Source organism: Peribacillus simplex, from assembly GCF_900156045.1.
Taxonomy (GTDB): Bacteria; Bacillota; Bacilli; order Bacillales; family DSM-1321; genus Peribacillus; species Peribacillus simplex_D.
Window position 1 is genome coordinate 1 of the sequence record NZ_FTMX01000020.1, and the last position, 17,259, is coordinate 17,259.

Here is a 17,259-nt window from a genome sequence, read left to right on the forward strand (position 1 = left end):
ACAGGTTACATTTACGTCCTTCAAAAAATTAGAATATGGTGGGCTTATTTTGTATGGCCTTTCACGTATATATTTTCATACAAAAAAGCTGCCTTAAAGACAGCTCCGATCTTCAGCTAACGCACCCGTTAGTGCCATAAAAAATGTTCCGAACCACCATATAAATGCTATATCAAATATACTACGAACCACATAAACGCAATACCTAAGTTTAATAACACCTTCCTCTTATTTTCCTTTTTTAAAAAACTTTCAAATCCATCTACTATTGAACCAATTCCTAATAAAAGATATATATTTTTTATGAAATTAAAATCATTAATTATACATAATATTAAAATTAAGCCCATTGCTATTATCATTAAATATCTAATTAGTATAAATGGTTTAGTACTTTCTCTTTTTTCATAAAACAATCCCATAGCATATTTCAACTTATTTGACACTAAATTCCCCCCATAAACTACAAACTGAATTTAATAAACTATACCATAAAGCAAACGGGTCTTCTTCAACTAACCTGCCCCGATAGTTGCATAAGAAGTAACTTTTATGTTTACCTTTTCAGTAAAAATCTTGGAGGTGAACCAACCTCCTGTTCTGCTTCAAAGTAAGCAAGTGAACCTTCAATACACGAAACAATAGAAGGCATTCCATAGCCAACTACTTTCTTTAAGGCTTCATTTAAGGATAATTTTTTACCATCAATTTCTTCGTTCCATGAAATTACATAACACTCATTTGGTGCACCTTGTTTTTTAAGTAAAGTAGCAATTTCTTGATAATCGGAATTAGGCGTTGGTATTTCAAACATATATTCTGGAATAAGTGTTTTGGTATAATCGTGGCAAAGTCTGTTCAATGCCTCTACTCTTTTCCTTTCTGATGATAGTTCAAATATAACTCTATCTTGTATTCTTTTAGTAAAGAACCTTTTTACAATTCTTTTTTCTTGTTCTTTATCCATTATGACCTCCGATACACTGCTTGTTTGTATTAATCATAACAAAATCCTTATTGAACTAACCTGCCCCGTTAGTTTAAGTACATTTCTTCACAATCTTTATAGTGATATTAGCATAAATATCCAATAAAAAATCATCTCACCTCTAAGAAACCTAAAGAGGTGAGATGATTTTAATCAAACTTTTTTACAAAGCTACAAAAAGCAGGGTTTTTATACGCTAAGGTATTTTTCAAATAAATATTAAAGCCGTTACTTTTTCAATATATCTTATTTTATTTGTAAAATTAATTCATATAAATATTTTTCTTTCTATTCATTAAAAGAACATTAAATACAATTTGATATTTAAAGATCAAAAATATTGCTAAACTTGTAATTTTATAGTTTATGTGACATAATTATATTATATTTACATAATTTACATAAGAAAAATATGAAATGAAACCGAGTATTTTTATTACAAAAAGGTCAATTGCTTTAATATTATCTTGTGTATTACTTTTAAGTATATTATTACCTCAAGCATCTGTATCTGCTGCTGAAAACGATCAAGATTTTTCATTTGAATTATTGTGTAGATGAAAATGAAACTGTCTTTACCAATGTTGAGGATGGTATGACTTATAAATACGTTCAATCTACTTTAAATACTAATACTAAAGATGAAACGATTAAAGTTGACAAATATTTAATTTCAGAAAATAGTAAACCAGAGTTAGTTGAATCTTCAAATGTCCTTACTCAAAGTGAAGGAGTAATGAGTCTAGCTAAAGCATCATGTGTAGGTAAACAACAAGTTACTGTTTCAGCCGCCTCAATTAAAGCATCTTTAAATTCCTGTAATACAAAAAAAATAGTAAACATTATTGATGATACAAGTGGTATGACAGGGGCTATCTCTGGGATAACTACTGCCATAAAAAAAAGCAGCTAATGGGAAATATGGTATATCGTTTGTAACCTCTGTTCCACCGACTGTTCTCGTTCCGTTAAGAAATAAATGATAGGCGGTGTTTTTAAATGTCAAATAGATTATTAGTTGTTCTTGCTATAATTATATTTATAGTAAACTTTGTGGTATCACCTATGTTTTTCGATGAACCTCCTAATTCCTATGGTACCTTTATAGGTTTAATTTTACTAAGCATATCTCTTATTTCTTTAATTGATCAGGTAAATAAAAAATAAAAGGCATCCTTTGTGGATGTCTTTTTTTATTTGTAATTCTTATTTTTTTCTCTCTTCCATCGCCTACAACCTTGTTCCTAAGTGTGCTGCCAAGCATTTTTTTACTTATAATGCACCCTCTCAACTCGAATAGCTTACCAAACTTACAGATGTATTGTTCACAACAACGAAAAAAGCGTAAGCTATTGCCTACGCCTTACTTCTCAACTTATTTTTATAGTAACAAATACTATCTATTTACCAAAAAGGCGGGCGAGCCACCCCTTCTTCTCTTCTTCATGATTAGTAAGGGGTCATTCTCATGGCGATCTCGCTGCGGAACGACTCGTGCGCCATTATGCGCATGTCGCGCTTGCAGTTATTGCAAAAGTGGCTCCCGAGCACGAACCAAAGGTTGTTAGAACTGCATTAAGAATGATGGTAAATTCAAAATAAGTTATTATATGGTAATTGTTTTTGCGTTATTCGATAAAAAGCGCATATATGACAAGCAAAGGAAAAGGGATCGGAGCCGCGATTGTTGACGCCATTTTGGCAAAAGGAGTACGCGTCGCGGTTTCCGATATTGATAGCGCTTCCCTCGAACCATTCTTCTATAAAGTAAAAGTACAGAAAACATACCATTCTCGCACTTGGTGGGTACGGAGGAAAGTTGAACAAGAATATGGAAAGTACTTGAATTACTTAAACAGAATTATTCAGTTTTGAACATTACGGGGAAATTGTTGGTTGCATCGGGATTGAGAATGTAAGTTCAAATGAGTGCATTAAACTATTGGGGCTTTCGTAAATTAAAGGAGAGCTCTTTTCTGATGTTACGGTTGGGTCAGAGAATTTGAATAGGACAGGAAATATTATAAATAGAAAAGGCTCCCATAAAAGGGAGCCTTTGTTGTTAGGAAGTTACAGAACAGTTTATACCTACTTTTTGAATAAAAATTATTCTACAGCAATGACGGGCATCCTACTCTGATACTTCTCAATGCCTTCAGTATATTTCCCAATATAACCCTTGACAATGTAAGCGCTTTCTTTTATGATGATAATAGGTTGGATGGCATGCGTGGCCGTCATAGTATCTGGCGTTGGTGGGGCCAATACCGGGAACAGTACATAGAAGAAATATCAATCATGTTAAGTGGTTCGTTGCTACTTTTTTTAAATACAAAACCTTGTATTCGGCCAAATCAGTCAAATTCAGGGTTTTCCTAGCTTGAAAGCTTTCCTTAATGTCCATTATGTTTTTATTACAAAAAATGTATGTTAGTTCATTGTATTGTTGAATGAGGAGGTACTTTATGGAGAAAGAAAAAAGTTCCCTTTACGATAAATTACCGTTAGAATTGTTGGCGGGGTTTTATTTTGAAATAAATAAGAACATAGAAAAAGGAATCTTGTCTGATGCTATGTATCATGAAATTAGATTAATGGAACAAACAGCATTAAGAAGGGGTATCTCACTTGCCTACCTATATGACAAGGGTTCGCGTATTATTGAAGCTGAGAAACTACTAAGAGAACCAATCATGCAACACTAAATCGTAGAATAAGAAGTCCAATCACTTTCTGGTAATCCTCAGAAATGTAAACGCTATCTGTTATAAACAATCGGTTGGATGGCATGTGTAATTTTCTAAACTATTTAATTCACCAATAGCATTATATCTTTGCCCATCATAGTATTTTAAAATTTGGAGTTTCGATTACTTCTAACTTATGATAATCCCAGAATGTCTCGTTAAAGGTAGAAAAGCATAATAAGAAAGCATTATCTAACATTTGCAGTAAATTAAATTAAAAAGTAAGCTAGGATTTTTCCTAGCTTACTTTTTTGTAAATCAATTATATTTGCCTCTTTAGGCGCTTCCATTTTAAACAGTTCCAAATTAGATTTCTTATCTATTGTTTTTAGTTAAATTAGTTTTCCCTTTTTCGTAAGTTTTACCATCAATAATCTGTATCTCTCATACTAACACATCAGTGGCTTTATCAAACCAAAGCTCAAGTGTTTCTTCACCTGTTATAATTATTTTGTAGACTTCTGCATCTTTATCTAGTAATGTTTTCGTTCCTAGAGACATAATTTTTTCTTTTTCATTTCGAAAAAATTTTGGATTGGATAGGCCGGTTTTCAAGTAAACTTATTTTCCAATTTTTATTCTTCTTGATTGCCTATTTTTTCACGCTGACTTTCAGCTTCAATCCAATCTATGCAGCATTAACATCTGCATAGATTATCTTTTATTATTAAGACTTATTCATGATCATAGTAGCTCTTTCTGCCTTGTATGTAAGAGGTGGCAAGGTCCAATGCTTTTTGAACGGCACCAATTCGGTTATAGAAGTGGAAGAGTTTTTTTTCGTAGTGTTCAATAAACATGGTGAAACCCATATTTTTGAAAAAAGGAAGGGCTGTAGTCTCAATAAAATGATAGTAATCGTCTTCTTCATGATTAAGCTGATAAAGGTGTAATTCAAAAAAAATCCAGTTATACGATTTTGTAGATTTTGCTATTCTTAGGCCTTTATGTGCTAATTCCAATAAAATCTCGAAAGAAAGTAGGTTTCCTTTATAACAAGTATTAATATAACCATCTAATGCAGTTAAATAATGAGGAACCTTTTCATCCATTAGTTTCATGGCTTCTTTGTACAGTTCGGATGCTTCTTTGTATTTTTTTCTTCTGTAAAGTTCAAATGCAAGATTATTAAGGAGCTTTGATTTACGGTCTATTTCATTAATGGTATTACAGGTACGTATTAATTGTTCGTAACGTTCTTTCGTCTCTTCAAAATCATGAAGCTCCTTTGCATTTAATTGTAATAACATGATCGTCTCTGTATCAATTATTCGGATGACATTTAACGTTTTTTGAAAATAGTCAAGAACTTTCTCTGCATAATAATACGATGTTATATTAGAATGAATGAGATGATAGGCTAGTGCCAAATGGTAATAATATTCAAATTGATTATATTGACTTTGATCAATTGATGTTAAAATTTGAATACAATCTTGATACTGTCCGTTGTAAAAATAATACATACCTAGAACATGTTTTAACATATTGCGGTCTTGCGGAGAAAAAGATGATTCATTTTTTTGCAGGTTTTGAATAATTAATAATGCTGTTTCTAATTGATAATTAGATAAATAATACCTTGCAGAGAGTAATTGATAGAAAACTTGAAAATCTGGCAATTGAATCAGTGTTTCTTTTTCGATTTCATCTTTTAAAATTTCTGATTCTTTGCTTTGTTGCATAACGAACGTGTTGTGCCATAACTTTAGTTTCTGTTGAAGATTATGATACCGCACAAATTCATCATCAAGACAAATATTCAATCTTTGGGATAATAAGTGAGTAATTTCCCCTGAGTATTCTGTTATCTCTCGTTCTATCTTACTAAGATGTGTAACCGAACAAATTCCTTCACAAAGCTGCCCCTGAGTCAACCCCGCTTTTTCACGATAAAACTTGATAAGTTTCCCCTCAATCATAGCTTCACCTCTAGGTTGTAATTTTATCTAGTATATATAGAAAAAAATGAATATATAATCTATATATTCTAGTAAAATTAAGAAAAGCGCAAGACTACTTTAATCCCTCCCTCTATTTATTAGCTTTTTCAATATTCACTCTTGCTTCCCTTTTTTACGAATTCCCGATCTACCTCAATATTTTATTCTGAAGAAAATCCAAATAACGCAACCTTATTGGAATACTCTCTTTCTTTAAAAATATTCTTAGAAAAATTTTATCTCTTTCTTTAAAAGTTAAAACACGATGAAATTAAGCTTTCATCGTGTTTTTTAATATTTATGGCTGTATTCCCAACTCAACTAAAATTGATTCTAATGTCTTACCTTTATACTTCTTCTTTGGTTTTGGGGCATCCTCAACATGCTCATTTTGCTTGAGATAGTTTGTTTGAACATATTTCATATCTTTGGCATCAACCATTCCATCAAAGGTGATATCCGCTGCACGTTTCTTTGTTTTCCAAGCATTTTGAATTTCGATTGCATCTAGAACATCAATGACATTGTCCTGGTTAACATCACCTGCTGTAATATCAAGGGCAGGTATCCAGCGATTTTGACCGTATAACTCACCATTGTGCTCAAAACCTATACCAGAATTTAGTTTTTCTTTCGTGACAAAGTGGCCTGGGACTTTCATTTCAATCGTGAAGGCATTTGTGCTTAACGGCAGCTTGTTGAATACATATTGTCCATTTTCTTCTACCGTTGATGTCGCATCGAACTCATTTCCTTGTGAATCAAAGATTTTCACTGTACCGCCAACCTTGCTCCAATCCCTTTTCTCTGTAACAGTACCATCTTCATTTTTAAATCCTTGCGGAGTGACATAACCTCTAGCCATTGAGAATTGAGGGTTAACCTTCCAACTTAAATCAGATTTTAACACACTGCTTGTCTGATTATTAGCATCAGTTACGCTCACAATCGGATTAATGGCTGCTCCAATGGTATATTGATCATCCTGCACCTTTAAGGTAACCTCAACTACTTTTGCATGTTCTAAGGCTTTACTCTCTTCATTAAATTGGACAGTAACGACATTGTCTTTAATCGTTAAAGAGGCTTTGTCCGAGAACTCACTGTGAAGCTTGGCATCAACTAACTCTACGCTAACTAAACCACTGTCATAACCTCCATCACCATTAAAATTCCATTCCGCCTTTGACACTGCGTTAAGGTTATCTAATGATAGCGTTGCTTTTACCGTATCGCCTGTTTTCACTTCATATTTTTCTCCAATAGCATACGCGACAGGTGTACCTTCTTTTACAAAGTAATATTGCTTTGTAGCTGGTTTGTTTCCTGCCATATCATGTCCATTCATGCGGAATTGAAGTGCTGGAATGGATTCATCCATGGCGATTTCTTCAACAAACTTTCCTTCTTTATCCATTGGAATTGGCGTAGAAGGGAAACCCGATTGACCCCAGTAAAACACCATCGAGTTCGATGATTGATTGATATTTACGCCCAATTTCTTTAGTTCGTCAACGGTTGGATCTGTGATTTGAATTTCGAATGGATATGTTTCTTGACCTGGCTTATATTCAATAAATGGAGATTTTCCATCAAGTGAACTTTTGAAGCTCGGTGCATCGAGATCGATGAACAAATGCTGCGTTTCAGTTGTAACCTTACCGGAAGTACCTGTACCAATGAATTTCAACTTGTAATGTCCCGGTTGCACATAACTTCCTTCTTCCGAAATGGGCTGTTTTGAGTTTCCTGTAAACTCATAATAAGTTCCATTAAATGCATTTAATCCATAATCTACATTGTCATAAGCGTTTTCTAAATTTATTGTTCCGACCAACCCGAGGTCCTTTCCTGTTTTGCCATCTTGAAGAACGACATCCATTTTTTCCATTGGTGCACGAAGGTTAAAATCAGCAAATACAAATGGAGTACGCATAGGATCCCATCCTACTTGGTTTAAATAACTTGGGGAATAGGCAGGATTTAGTAGTCCAACCTTATTAAACCCATCTTTCATGGTTCGGAAGCTGAAAGGAATCCGATACTGCTCTGATGAATTCGCATTGTTTGTTAATGTAATATTGCCTTCGTAAATTCCATCCTTTGCTTTCTTAGGAATAAGCAAACGTGCCGTTACTTTTTTGAAGTCTTCACTTTTTACGGAAATTTTGCTTGGAATATCCAGTTCCACTCCGTTTTCCTTCAAGCTATTTGAACCATTCGTTTCAGTTACAGTGACACTGAATGTCTTGTTTACTTTATCATTATTTTCAATAGTGATTGATTTTTTTAGATTTAGCTTTTTTTCTGCATAGTGAACATCAAAGCTGAGTCCGCCCGTCAATTCTTTTACCTTGATTAATTCCTCAGCACCTGGCACAAATGTTTTATCGTTAATTTTGAAGCTTGTTCCACTATACACAGCTTGGTATGGATCAACTCTTCCTGCTCCAACTTCAAATACACTGTAGTCTCCGTTGAGAGGATCTGCCGTATTCATTAGAACGGCTTTAATATCTTCCGGCTCTAATTGCGGATTCGCTTGAAGCATGAGTGCTGCAATCCCCGCTGTATGAGGAGTAGCCATAGATGTTCCAGAATATCTTGAATATGCATATTGATAGTTTTCTTGATGTTCAGCGTCCACCATATAAGAAGGGATTGTTGAGAGAACACTTACTCCCGGTGCTGTCACTTCTGGCTTCATATCGTATGTTTCTCTTGCCGGGCCTCTTGAGCTAAAGTCCGCTAAGTGGTCACCTTCTGTCTGTTTATCCGCGTATTTGGAGAACGTAAAATTCGCTTCACCTGCTTGTATCTGTGCTTTAATGCTTTCTCCCGCTTCTTTTGTTAAAGAAAATGACGGCACAAAGTCAACGGACTCACCAAGATTTGCATTAATCTGCCCTTCCACATTGTTATAAAGAAGAACGGCGGCTGCTCCATTTTGTTTCGCATTGCTGACCTTTTCCGCTAAGGCGAATTCTCCGCGTTCCACAAGTGCAATTTTCCCTTTTACATCCTTGCCTGAATAATCAGAGCCATTTCCTAAACCGACATTCACTACCTCATAGGATTTTCCTTCCCATTCCTTTAATTGGTCTGAATAGTGGCGTGCCAAACTAACAAGTTCGATCGAATCTTTATTTCCGATTTTTCCATTGAAAGTAGAAACCGCCATCGGCACATCACTCGCCCCGACTGTCAAAGCAAGTGCTGCTGAGCCAGGTGAACCTAATGTATAATCATCTGATCCTGCATTTCCAGCTGCTACAACTGCTGTTACATCATTAAGGACAGCATAGTTAATGGCAGTACTGGTTGGATCATAAGGATCATTGATGTCCGATCCGAGGGAAAGGTTGATAACATTCATGCCATCGTTTACAGCTTTTTCTATACCTGCAATGACCCCTTCGGATGATCCTGAGCCATATGGTCCAAGAACACGATACGCATATAAATCCACATCAGGAGCCACACCTTTCACAGAAACCTCTGCATTCGTTCCTTGTCCAGCAATGGTACCTGCGACATGTGTTCCATGGGAAGTATAATAGGAAGAACCGGACCAGCTAAATTCTGGTTGCCCCGACGCTTGCCATTCCTTGTACGTTGCCTCCATTGGATCATTATCTTGATCAACTAAATCGTAACCGCCCTTATAGGCATCCTTCAAATCAGGGTGGTTGTAGTCAATCCCTGTATCAAGAACCCCAACTTTGATTCCTTTTCCTGTAATACCTTCATTGTGCAACTGATCAATTTTTAAATATGGAATACTTTCAACGGATGTACCAGGGGCTGATTTCTCTCCCATGGCGATCGGATCGACCTTAAATTCTACATCTTTATATACTGCTTTTACGACTTCGGATTGTAAAAGCTGCTCTACCTGATTAGCTGGCAGCTTCATAGCTACCCCGTTATAAACAGTTTTAAAGGTAGAAGTGATTTTATGACCTGTTTTCTTACTTCTAAGATTAGTAGATGGAAGTATCGATTGAATGTCTTTATTAAACTGAGCATGTTCCTTTTCTACTTGATCATCCGCTTGTTTTTTAGAAAGCTCCTTTCCTTTTACATTCGCATCCAAGACTGCAACTTTTCCCGGCTTTGATTTAAACTGGACGATGACCGAGATTTCTTTATCCTTTTTTAACTCTTCCATTTTAAATCCTTGCAATCCGACATTATCTGTCATTTCAAGTTTATTTAACGCTTTTCTTTGTTCACTTGTCAACGAAGCCAAGACATCTTCTGCCTTTATGTTCGCTGCATCTGCATAAGGAATGAAAGGCGTGTTTGCTGATGATAGCAGCAAGCCAGCTGACAGCGTAATCACCGCTGTTCGTTTAATGAATGAATGAATTTTCATATGTTCCCTACTTTCTTAGTTAATAGAAGATTAACGAAAAAATACCCCTTTCTAAAAATTCAAAAGATTCATATAATAATATTAATTGCCTTTCTATTGGAATGCTATTGGGGTTATTTCACATTTCTTTCTACCTATCTTTCTTTTGAATGTTCTAAAAAATGCATTATCCATGCGAATTTTAGTAAAAAAGACTTAAATACATTTTTATAAATTGGGGTTTTCTTTATCAAATAAGATTCCATTGAGAGAGTTAAAAAGAGGAGTTCACGATGCTAGAGAGAAACATCATCGAATTCTATCGGGAACGGCAGAATATGATGCAAAGGATTTAGGAAAGCCAAACCACGTTAGCATCTTCTTCATCAAACCTGCCCCGTTAGTTCCATAAGAAAAAGCTGTCTTAATAACAGCTCCGATTTTAAGCTTTATGCTCATCCCGATATATCTGAAATTCATTATCGTAATTGATGATTATTTTATTGTTATTTATTAATGTAATCTCAAGAGCAAATATGGCAGATGTTTTATCAGAAAATATCCATCTTCTACCTGGTTGGGCTAATATTCCATTCCTTCTTTCACCCATGAAATTAAGGGATTTTCTACTTATTGTATGATTGTCACGATCGGTCACACCAATTTCATTTAATTTTTCGCTTACACTTATAGTGTCTTCTACAATTAAACCTTTTCACTAATGTTTAAAATACTTTTAACCGAAAAAGGCTCAATACTATCTTTAGCAATTTCATATCTTGAAATAAATTCTACTATATTACCAGAAGGATCATAGAAATAAAAAGCATGGGCAGGTAAATGAGCAAAATTAGATTCTTCCACCCCATCTTCAACAAGTAAACTAACTCTTACTTTTGCCCATGATTTTGCTTCATAAAATTTGTTAGCTGGTATGTTAAAGCAAAATGGTAATAGGGGTTATCTTCTACGTCTTTTGTTGAAAACTCAAATTCACCTACACCAACAGCAATTCTAAAGCTATTCTTATCCTCATTAATTAGAGAAAAACCTAACGTATCAATATAGAATTTTTTCATATGTATTAAACTTTTAGTCTGTAAAACAATCGATTGTAATTTCCTTTGATAATAACACCTTCCTTATAAATCTAATAAAGTAAGTAAGTCTATGTATAAAACGTATCCACACTCTAACTAGACCAAAAAATATCCATTTAGGTAAAATCCATCTATTTTTTTGATATATACTAATTCATCTTATTGTTGCAGTTGTAATCTCGCATATCCTTTTAATATAAATAGGGATAGCCCAATCACTATCCCTAACATTACTTATGATTTCGATTAACGAGTTCTTCCACCTAATTGTTGTTCAGCCATTTGCACTAAACGTTTTGTAATTTCTCCACCAACAGATCCGTTTGCACGAGATGTTGTATCAGCGCCCAGTGTAACACCGAATTCACTAGCGATTTCGTATTTCATTTGTTCTAGAGCTTGCTCTGCACCATTAACTACTAATTGATTACTGTTGTTATTTCTAGCCATGTTGTCAGCTCCTATTAAAGTAATGTGTTGCTAGTCATAGGTTTAGATATTGTTAAGAGTTATATACATAGAATTTAAATTAAATTAAGGAAGTGATAAAGTAAAATTTAAAAAACTCACCTAATCTAGAAGCGAAGAGCACCGTAAACATTAAAGCCACCGGGTTCCTTGGTAAGGGTTTCTGAAGCTCCAAAAAGAAAATAAGCCGAAGCAGGTGTAAATCCTATCCGTAGAGAAGCGTGTTCACCCCTAGCTATGCATACAAAATGAGTGCGGGTACGAATCCCGTCAGAACCTTTCTCCTTCTATTGCACAGATTTTGTCTTATGCGACATAAAAGGCATGTTCGTCTTGTGGAGGTAACCTGCCCCTTTAGTTCCAAAAGAAAAAGTTGCCTTAAAGATAGCTCCGATCTTCAGCTAACGCCCCCGTTAGCCATCCATGAAGCGCAAAAATCAGCGCTTCACCACAGAGAATGAAAATTGGTCTCTATGTCGATAATGTTTTAATGGCTGGCGAAGAAGGTCGTTGAACTATGGTGCCTTTGAGCCCATCCGTTAGTCTGACTCCGACGACCACGGTGTACCACCGACTGTCGCGCCTTTTATGGGTAGCACTCATGGGGGATTAATCCTTTTTTGGTCGTCGCGCTAGCCTCTACTTAATTTGCTATGATTGGAGGTTTTTGTTTTACGATTTACCAAACTCAACCAGATCACTCATAAGGCTCAGCCTTTTTAAAAAAAGCGTTTTTACTGGGTCTATTTTGTTGTGGTTTTTTCTGGATTTTCAGCATTTTTAATTTTCATGGGAGTTCATTAAGGATTATTGTAGAGTTGACACCAACTTGACGCGAAATGTGTAACTCAAGGAAGTATTAATGAGAAGGCTTTTTCTCCAAAACACTTTTAAAGCTTTTTCTGTAACAAAACAACAAATAACTATACATGATTACAAGTATTACTGCTAAAACAAGTAACGAATGATCAAGAATCAAATGAAGTAAGAAAATGTTGGCTACAATTGGAGACAATATTGCAAGTGCTAATGGGACAAATCGATTACTTAAAAGTAAAACTCCACAAACGATTTCTAAAAACTTTTCAAATATTAACAGATATTCAAATTCGAATAATTCCATAGCTTCAGGGCTAGTAGCAATAAATGGTTCAAATTCAAAAATGACAAAATAACCGTTTAGACCTGCAATAAGGAAGATAAAACCTAAAAATATTCTGGAGAGATTTAAAAGGACTTTATTCAACCTACACACCACCAATTTGATTTTAGTTATTATTCTAATTTTATTATAATTTGTTACTGTGTAGTACGAATACACTGCGCTTGTTGAACTAACCTGCCCCGTTAGTTCCATAAAGAAAAAGCTGCCATAAGGACAGCTCCGATCTTAAGCTAACGCACTCGTTAGTTTAAGTAGAAACCCTCACACTCTCTTATGTGTATCAAAAAAAAGATGGAACCAATGCGATTCCATCCTAAAAATCTTTATTGTTTGTGTTGCTTTTCCTCTTGTTGTTTGTGTTTCTTTTCCTCTTGTTGTTTATGCTTCTCTTCCTTTTGTTTGTGTTTCTTTTCCTCTTGTTTATGTTTTTTTTCCTCTTTATTTCCACCAATATCCAATGATTTTTCTTTATTATTTTTTGTAACTGGTGGAGCTTCTTCAGGATTTGCACCTTTAATGAACAGTTCATTATTCACCCGGTATACATCACTAGGCTGCTGGAAGCTACTTTGGTCTGTTCCAAACGCTTCCAGCATGGCCTTAAACATTTGGTGCGAGATTTTAGTTGTATTTCCATCCATATAATTACCTGGACCATTTTTAGTATATCCAGTCCAAACCGCCATAGTGTATTGCGGTGTATAACCAGCAAACCAACTATCATTTACCGCACCGGTTGGATATCCATATTGTGCTCTGGTTTTACTGTCAAAATTGGTTGTGCCAGTTTTTCCAGCCACATCTAGTCCAAGGACATTTGCTGTTTTTCCTGTACCAGATTTTACGACTGTCCGTAACATATCCGTCACCAAATAAGCTGTGTAATCATGCATAGCACGTTTTGGCTTTGGAGTTAAATTAACAACTCTGCCATCAGGATAGACAACTTTACGAACAAAATGTGGTGTATTGTATTCACCGTTATTTCCAAAAGCACTATATGCCCCTGCCAACTCTAATGGATTAACCGTATTACTTCCAATCGCATATGATTCGTACACCTTATTATTATTAAAAGTAATACCCAGATTTTCTGCAAAATTTTGTGCTTTATCCATCCCTACATCTTGAAGGGTAAGAAGTGCTGGAATATTGTATGACCATTGAAGTGCTGTTCTAATCGACATCATTCCGTGATATTGATGATCCCAGTTAGAAATAGACTGACCATTTGAGTAGGTTATCTCATGATCATTAATTTGGTGTGCTGTAGACCATTTTGAATTTTCAATAGCCGGACCATAATCAAAGACTGGCTTGAAAGTAGATCCTGGTTGACGTTTAATATCAACCGCAAAGTTGTTGCCTCGGAAGGAAGCTTTATATTGGTTTCGACCGCTTCCAATAGCTCGAACTTCTCCTGTTTTTGTATCTGAAAATACGAAGGCTCCTTGAAAATTGTCATTTGGATAAGAAATAATCGTATCGGTGTTCATTATTTTGTCCGCATAGGTCTGAGCTTTTGGATCTAGCGTCGTATAAATAGATAATCCATCCGAACTGATATCTACATTTTTCAGCTTTCTTTCAACTTCTTTTACAACAGCGTCCAAAAACGCCTCGTACGGCATTCCTTGCTGTTTCGTTTTTGAAACAAGTCCTGCTGTAACTGAAACCTTCTTTGCATCCTCCAATTGCTTTTTCGTAATATACCCTTGTTTATACATAGCTTCCAAAACAATATTACGACGATTTGTTGCAGCTTTCACATGTTCGGGTTCAGTGGGATCGTAATTACTTGGACTCTGTGGGAGCCCCGCCAGCATAGCGGCCTCAGGAAGCGTTAATTTATTTAGATGATCGGCATCGATTCCGTAGTAATTTTGGGCGGCAGCTGCTACACCATATGTCCCGTCTCCAAGGTATATCTTATTTAAATACAACATTAAGATTTGATGTTTGGAATACTTTTGCTCAAGCTGATAGGCCAAGCTCCATTCCTGTACCTTCCGCTTTATTGTTTTCTGAGGTGACAAAAAGGAGTTTTTAATGACCTGCTGTGTAATGGTACTTCCGCCTTGAGATCCGAAATCCCCTTTTAGGTTCTTGGAGATTGCTCTCGCAGTTCCTTTTATATCAATGCCATTGTGTTCATAAAAATGTGCATCCTCCGTGGCAATGAAAGCATGTTCCAACATTTTTGGAACTTGAGAATACTCAATTTTTGTCCGTTTTTCTTTACCATATTCGTAAAGGAAATTCCCGTTTTTATCGTATAATTTGGTAGAAAGCGGATCGACTAGTTTTGAAGCATCTATTTTAGGTGCATCCTTAATCATTGCTGCAACCGTAACTGCCCCTATTCCAATTGAAACAACACCTAACAGTAAAAACCAAAGTAAAACTTTATTCAAGAAAGACCTTCTTTTAGGTGAATTTTTATCTTTTTTTTGATCTTGTTTTGTTTTTTCCACTTGTTTTCGTTCCTGACGAGAACGATACGTTTCTGACATTAATCTTCTCTCCCATATTCCAGTTATTCAACAAAATTAAAGAAAACTATGCAAAGAAATAACCTTTTATTTACTCACTAGCCATTGATGGTCAGTATGGTATTTATAACAATGCATTTCATGCAAAACCTGTATATAACGAATTAAGGAAGAGTTTATCCTATACTCTCCTTGGTCGGTTTTCGCAATAAAGTAATCACTTCGTACTATCTCATCTAATGCATCTTGTAGAACGTATTCCTTCTTTACATCTGGCCCTTTTAATATTTTTTCTCGTTTAATATCATTATCCAAGGTATAACAAACAATGACATATAGTGAACAAATAAAAAAGACAACGTACCACGCTGCCTCTTTTTGTATGGATTAAAAAAAACGAAGAATTATTTAAACTTATCTAGTGAAATTATTCTATGTTTTAATTCTGAATTCATATCTAAAACACCTATCACAAATTGATTATCTTCCGTCAATGTTATGTATCTGAAATACTCATCATCAGAAATTAACAAATCGGTGTCATTCGTCATTTTTTCTATTTTGGCAAATACATCTTCTGTGTACTCAAGGTGAAAAAAATCATCCAATCCCTTGCTTGAGCTACCTACCCAGGTATACAGAAAATCTTTCAGTGTGATTTGTTCAAGCATCGATAATTGTTTCTTGAATTTTAACTTATCTACTGTTACGTTTATCATCTTTCAACACTCCTTAACGAGGATTAATTATATACAATGAAGTCTCCTCCAACAATGCTATTTGTATAACAATCCGTTTACAATTTAGTTACTATAGGGGTACCGCCACATCGCCATCAAGCTAAGAAAAAGGATTATCCCCAAAACGAAAAAATATGCTATTCTTTGTAAATGCTGCTGAAAAGAAATTCCCTATCATTTATAAATTTTAGAGAATAGGCATTTAAATAAATTAGGAGGAAGAAGCCGTTGAAGACTAGTATCATCATTATCGATGACCATCAGCTTTTCCGTGAAGGCGTTAAGCGTATATTAGATTTTGAATCATCCTTTGATGTTGTTGCCGAAGGCGATGACTGAAGCGAGGCTATGGATCTTGTTAGCACACACAAACCAGATGTCGTTATCCTGGATATCAACATGCAGAATATGAACGGTATCGAAGCAACTAAAATGCTTGTACACCGTTACCCTGAAACGAAAAATCATCATTTTATCGATTCATGATGGTGAAAACTATGTACAGCATGCATTGAAAACAGGAGCACAAGGTTATCTGTTGAAAGAAATGGACGCAGATGCGTTAATTGATGCTGTTCGTGTAGTCGAAGAAGGTGGCTCATACATTCATCCGAAGGTGACACATAATCTAGTCAAAGAATATCGCCGTTTAGCTACTAATCGTGATTCAGTGCATGCTGTAGAGATCAAAAGACCGCTTCACCTATTGACTCGACGCGAGTGTGAAGTTCTTCAAATTTTAGCATACGGAAAAAGCAACCGTGCCATCGGCGAAACTTTATACATCAGTGAAAAAACAGTAAAAAACCATGTGACTAACATTCTTCAAAAAATGATTGTAAACGACCGTACACAAGCTGTTGTTCTAGCTATTAAAAACGGATGGGTAGAAGTGAAATAATTTCAACTTATGTTAAGTCCCGCTCTTCAGTTTTCGCAATGCATGCTGAAGAGGCGGGCTTTTCTCACTAAACAATCCTTAGAAACAAGAACTAGCAAAATATATAGAATACTATAAACACAAGCGAATCAAGGCAAATTAAAAGGCATGAGCCCGGTACAATACCGAGCTCATGCCCAACGGGCTGCCTAACGAAATAACCTGTCTAACTTTATGGGGTCAGTTCAACGTTAAGGAATCGACTTTTTTTACTTTTTCTTAAGGAACTAAACCAGCTAATAGGATGTCAATATCTTTCTCTAAAAATTTCATTTCCATTATGATATACTATTTTTGGCCATGCCAAATAACCCTCCAA

At 35.3% G+C, this 17,259-nt stretch carries 15 protein-coding genes and 2 pseudogenes; 5 read left to right on the plus strand and 12 right to left on the minus strand.

The window, feature by feature from the left end; all coding sequences use genetic code 11:
• Window positions 1–167: 167 nt before the first annotated feature.
• Together BW986_RS28690 and BW986_RS28695 are read right to left on the minus strand one after the other, a co-directional pair.
• Window positions 168–446: a hypothetical protein gene (locus BW986_RS28690; protein ID WP_076373159.1), complete on the minus strand. Its 279-nt coding sequence runs from the start codon at window positions 444–446 to the stop codon at window positions 168–170.
• 110 nt (window positions 447–556) lie between these two features.
• Window positions 557–967 carry a hypothetical protein gene (locus tag BW986_RS28695; RefSeq protein ID WP_076373161.1) on the minus strand — a complete coding sequence of 137 codons (411 nt, stop codon included), beginning with the start codon at window positions 965–967 and terminating at the stop codon, window positions 557–559.
• A gap of 562 nt (window positions 968–1,529) precedes the next feature.
• Here BW986_RS28695 and BW986_RS28700 point away from each other — a divergent pair.
• The 3 genes from BW986_RS28700 (at window position 1,530) to BW986_RS28710 (ending at window position 3,693) form a co-directional block, all read left to right on the plus strand.
• The gene (locus BW986_RS28700) at window positions 1,530–1,901 is read left to right on the plus strand and encodes a hypothetical protein (RefSeq protein ID WP_076373163.1); all 372 of its coding nucleotides are present in this window, start codon (window positions 1,530–1,532) and stop codon (window positions 1,899–1,901) included.
• 737 nt (window positions 1,902–2,638) lie between these two features.
• Window positions 2,639–2,863, plus strand: coding sequence for a hypothetical protein (locus BW986_RS28705; protein WP_076373165.1), 225 nt, complete (start codon window positions 2,639–2,641; stop codon window positions 2,861–2,863).
• Between the two features lie 590 nt (window positions 2,864–3,453).
• Window positions 3,454–3,693: a hypothetical protein gene (locus BW986_RS28710; protein WP_076373167.1), complete on the plus strand. Its 240-nt coding sequence runs from the start codon at window positions 3,454–3,456 to the stop codon at window positions 3,691–3,693.
• 426 nt (window positions 3,694–4,119) lie between these two features.
• On the opposite strand, the gene BW986_RS30495 is transcribed toward BW986_RS28710, so the two are convergent.
• The 10 genes from BW986_RS30495 to BW986_RS28745 form a co-directional block, all read right to left on the minus strand.
• Entirely contained in the window at window positions 4,120–4,290 is a 171-nt protein-coding gene (locus tag BW986_RS30495) for a hypothetical protein (protein ID WP_179086188.1), read from the minus strand.
• A gap of 119 nt (window positions 4,291–4,409) precedes the next feature.
• The gene (locus BW986_RS28715; RefSeq protein WP_076373169.1) at window positions 4,410–5,657 is read right to left on the minus strand and encodes a helix-turn-helix domain-containing protein; all 1,248 of its coding nucleotides are present in this window, start codon (window positions 5,655–5,657) and stop codon (window positions 4,410–4,412) included.
• Window positions 5,658–5,976: 319 nt separating this feature from the next.
• Window positions 5,977–10,056 (minus strand): S8 family serine peptidase, encoded by a 4,080-nt coding sequence (locus BW986_RS28720; RefSeq protein ID WP_076373171.1) that lies wholly within the window; start codon window positions 10,054–10,056, stop codon window positions 5,977–5,979.
• A 421-nt stretch (window positions 10,057–10,477) separates the two neighbouring features.
• Window positions 10,478–10,693, minus strand: coding sequence for a hypothetical protein (locus BW986_RS31060; RefSeq protein ID WP_260321041.1), 216 nt, complete (start codon window positions 10,691–10,693; stop codon window positions 10,478–10,480).
• Window positions 10,694–10,740: 47 nt separating this feature from the next.
• On the minus strand, window positions 10,741–10,899 hold the full coding sequence (locus tag BW986_RS31065; protein ID WP_260321042.1) for a hypothetical protein: 159 nt from the start codon (window positions 10,897–10,899) through the stop codon (window positions 10,741–10,743).
• A 26-nt stretch (window positions 10,900–10,925) separates the two neighbouring features.
• A complete protein-coding gene (locus tag BW986_RS31070; RefSeq protein ID WP_076373173.1) occupies window positions 10,926–11,114 on the minus strand; it encodes a VOC family protein in 189 nt (62 codons plus the stop codon).
• 267 nt (window positions 11,115–11,381) lie between these two features.
• Window positions 11,382–11,585 carry an alpha/beta-type small acid-soluble spore protein gene (locus BW986_RS28730; RefSeq protein WP_034304517.1) on the minus strand — a complete coding sequence of 68 codons (204 nt, stop codon included), beginning with the start codon at window positions 11,583–11,585 and terminating at the stop codon, window positions 11,382–11,384.
• A gap of 877 nt (window positions 11,586–12,462) precedes the next feature.
• The gene (locus BW986_RS28735; RefSeq protein WP_076373175.1) at window positions 12,463–12,849 is read right to left on the minus strand and encodes a DoxX family membrane protein; all 387 of its coding nucleotides are present in this window, start codon (window positions 12,847–12,849) and stop codon (window positions 12,463–12,465) included.
• A gap of 242 nt (window positions 12,850–13,091) precedes the next feature.
• Window positions 13,092–15,242, minus strand: coding sequence for a transglycosylase domain-containing protein (locus BW986_RS28740; RefSeq protein WP_260321043.1), 2,151 nt, complete (start codon window positions 15,240–15,242; stop codon window positions 13,092–13,094).
• A gap of 422 nt (window positions 15,243–15,664) precedes the next feature.
• Window positions 15,665–15,979 (minus strand): hypothetical protein, encoded by a 315-nt coding sequence (locus tag BW986_RS28745; protein ID WP_063592358.1) that lies wholly within the window; start codon window positions 15,977–15,979, stop codon window positions 15,665–15,667.
• A gap of 249 nt (window positions 15,980–16,228) precedes the next feature.
• Here BW986_RS28745 and BW986_RS28750 point away from each other — a divergent pair.
• Both BW986_RS28750 and BW986_RS29920 read left to right on the plus strand, forming a co-directional pair.
• Window positions 16,229–16,901: pseudogene (locus BW986_RS28750) on the plus strand (response regulator).
• Between the two features lie 82 nt (window positions 16,902–16,983).
• Window positions 16,984–17,093 (plus strand): annotated as a pseudogene (locus BW986_RS29920) (IS3 family transposase); the annotation flags it as partial.
• Window positions 17,094–17,259 lie beyond the last annotated feature (166 nt).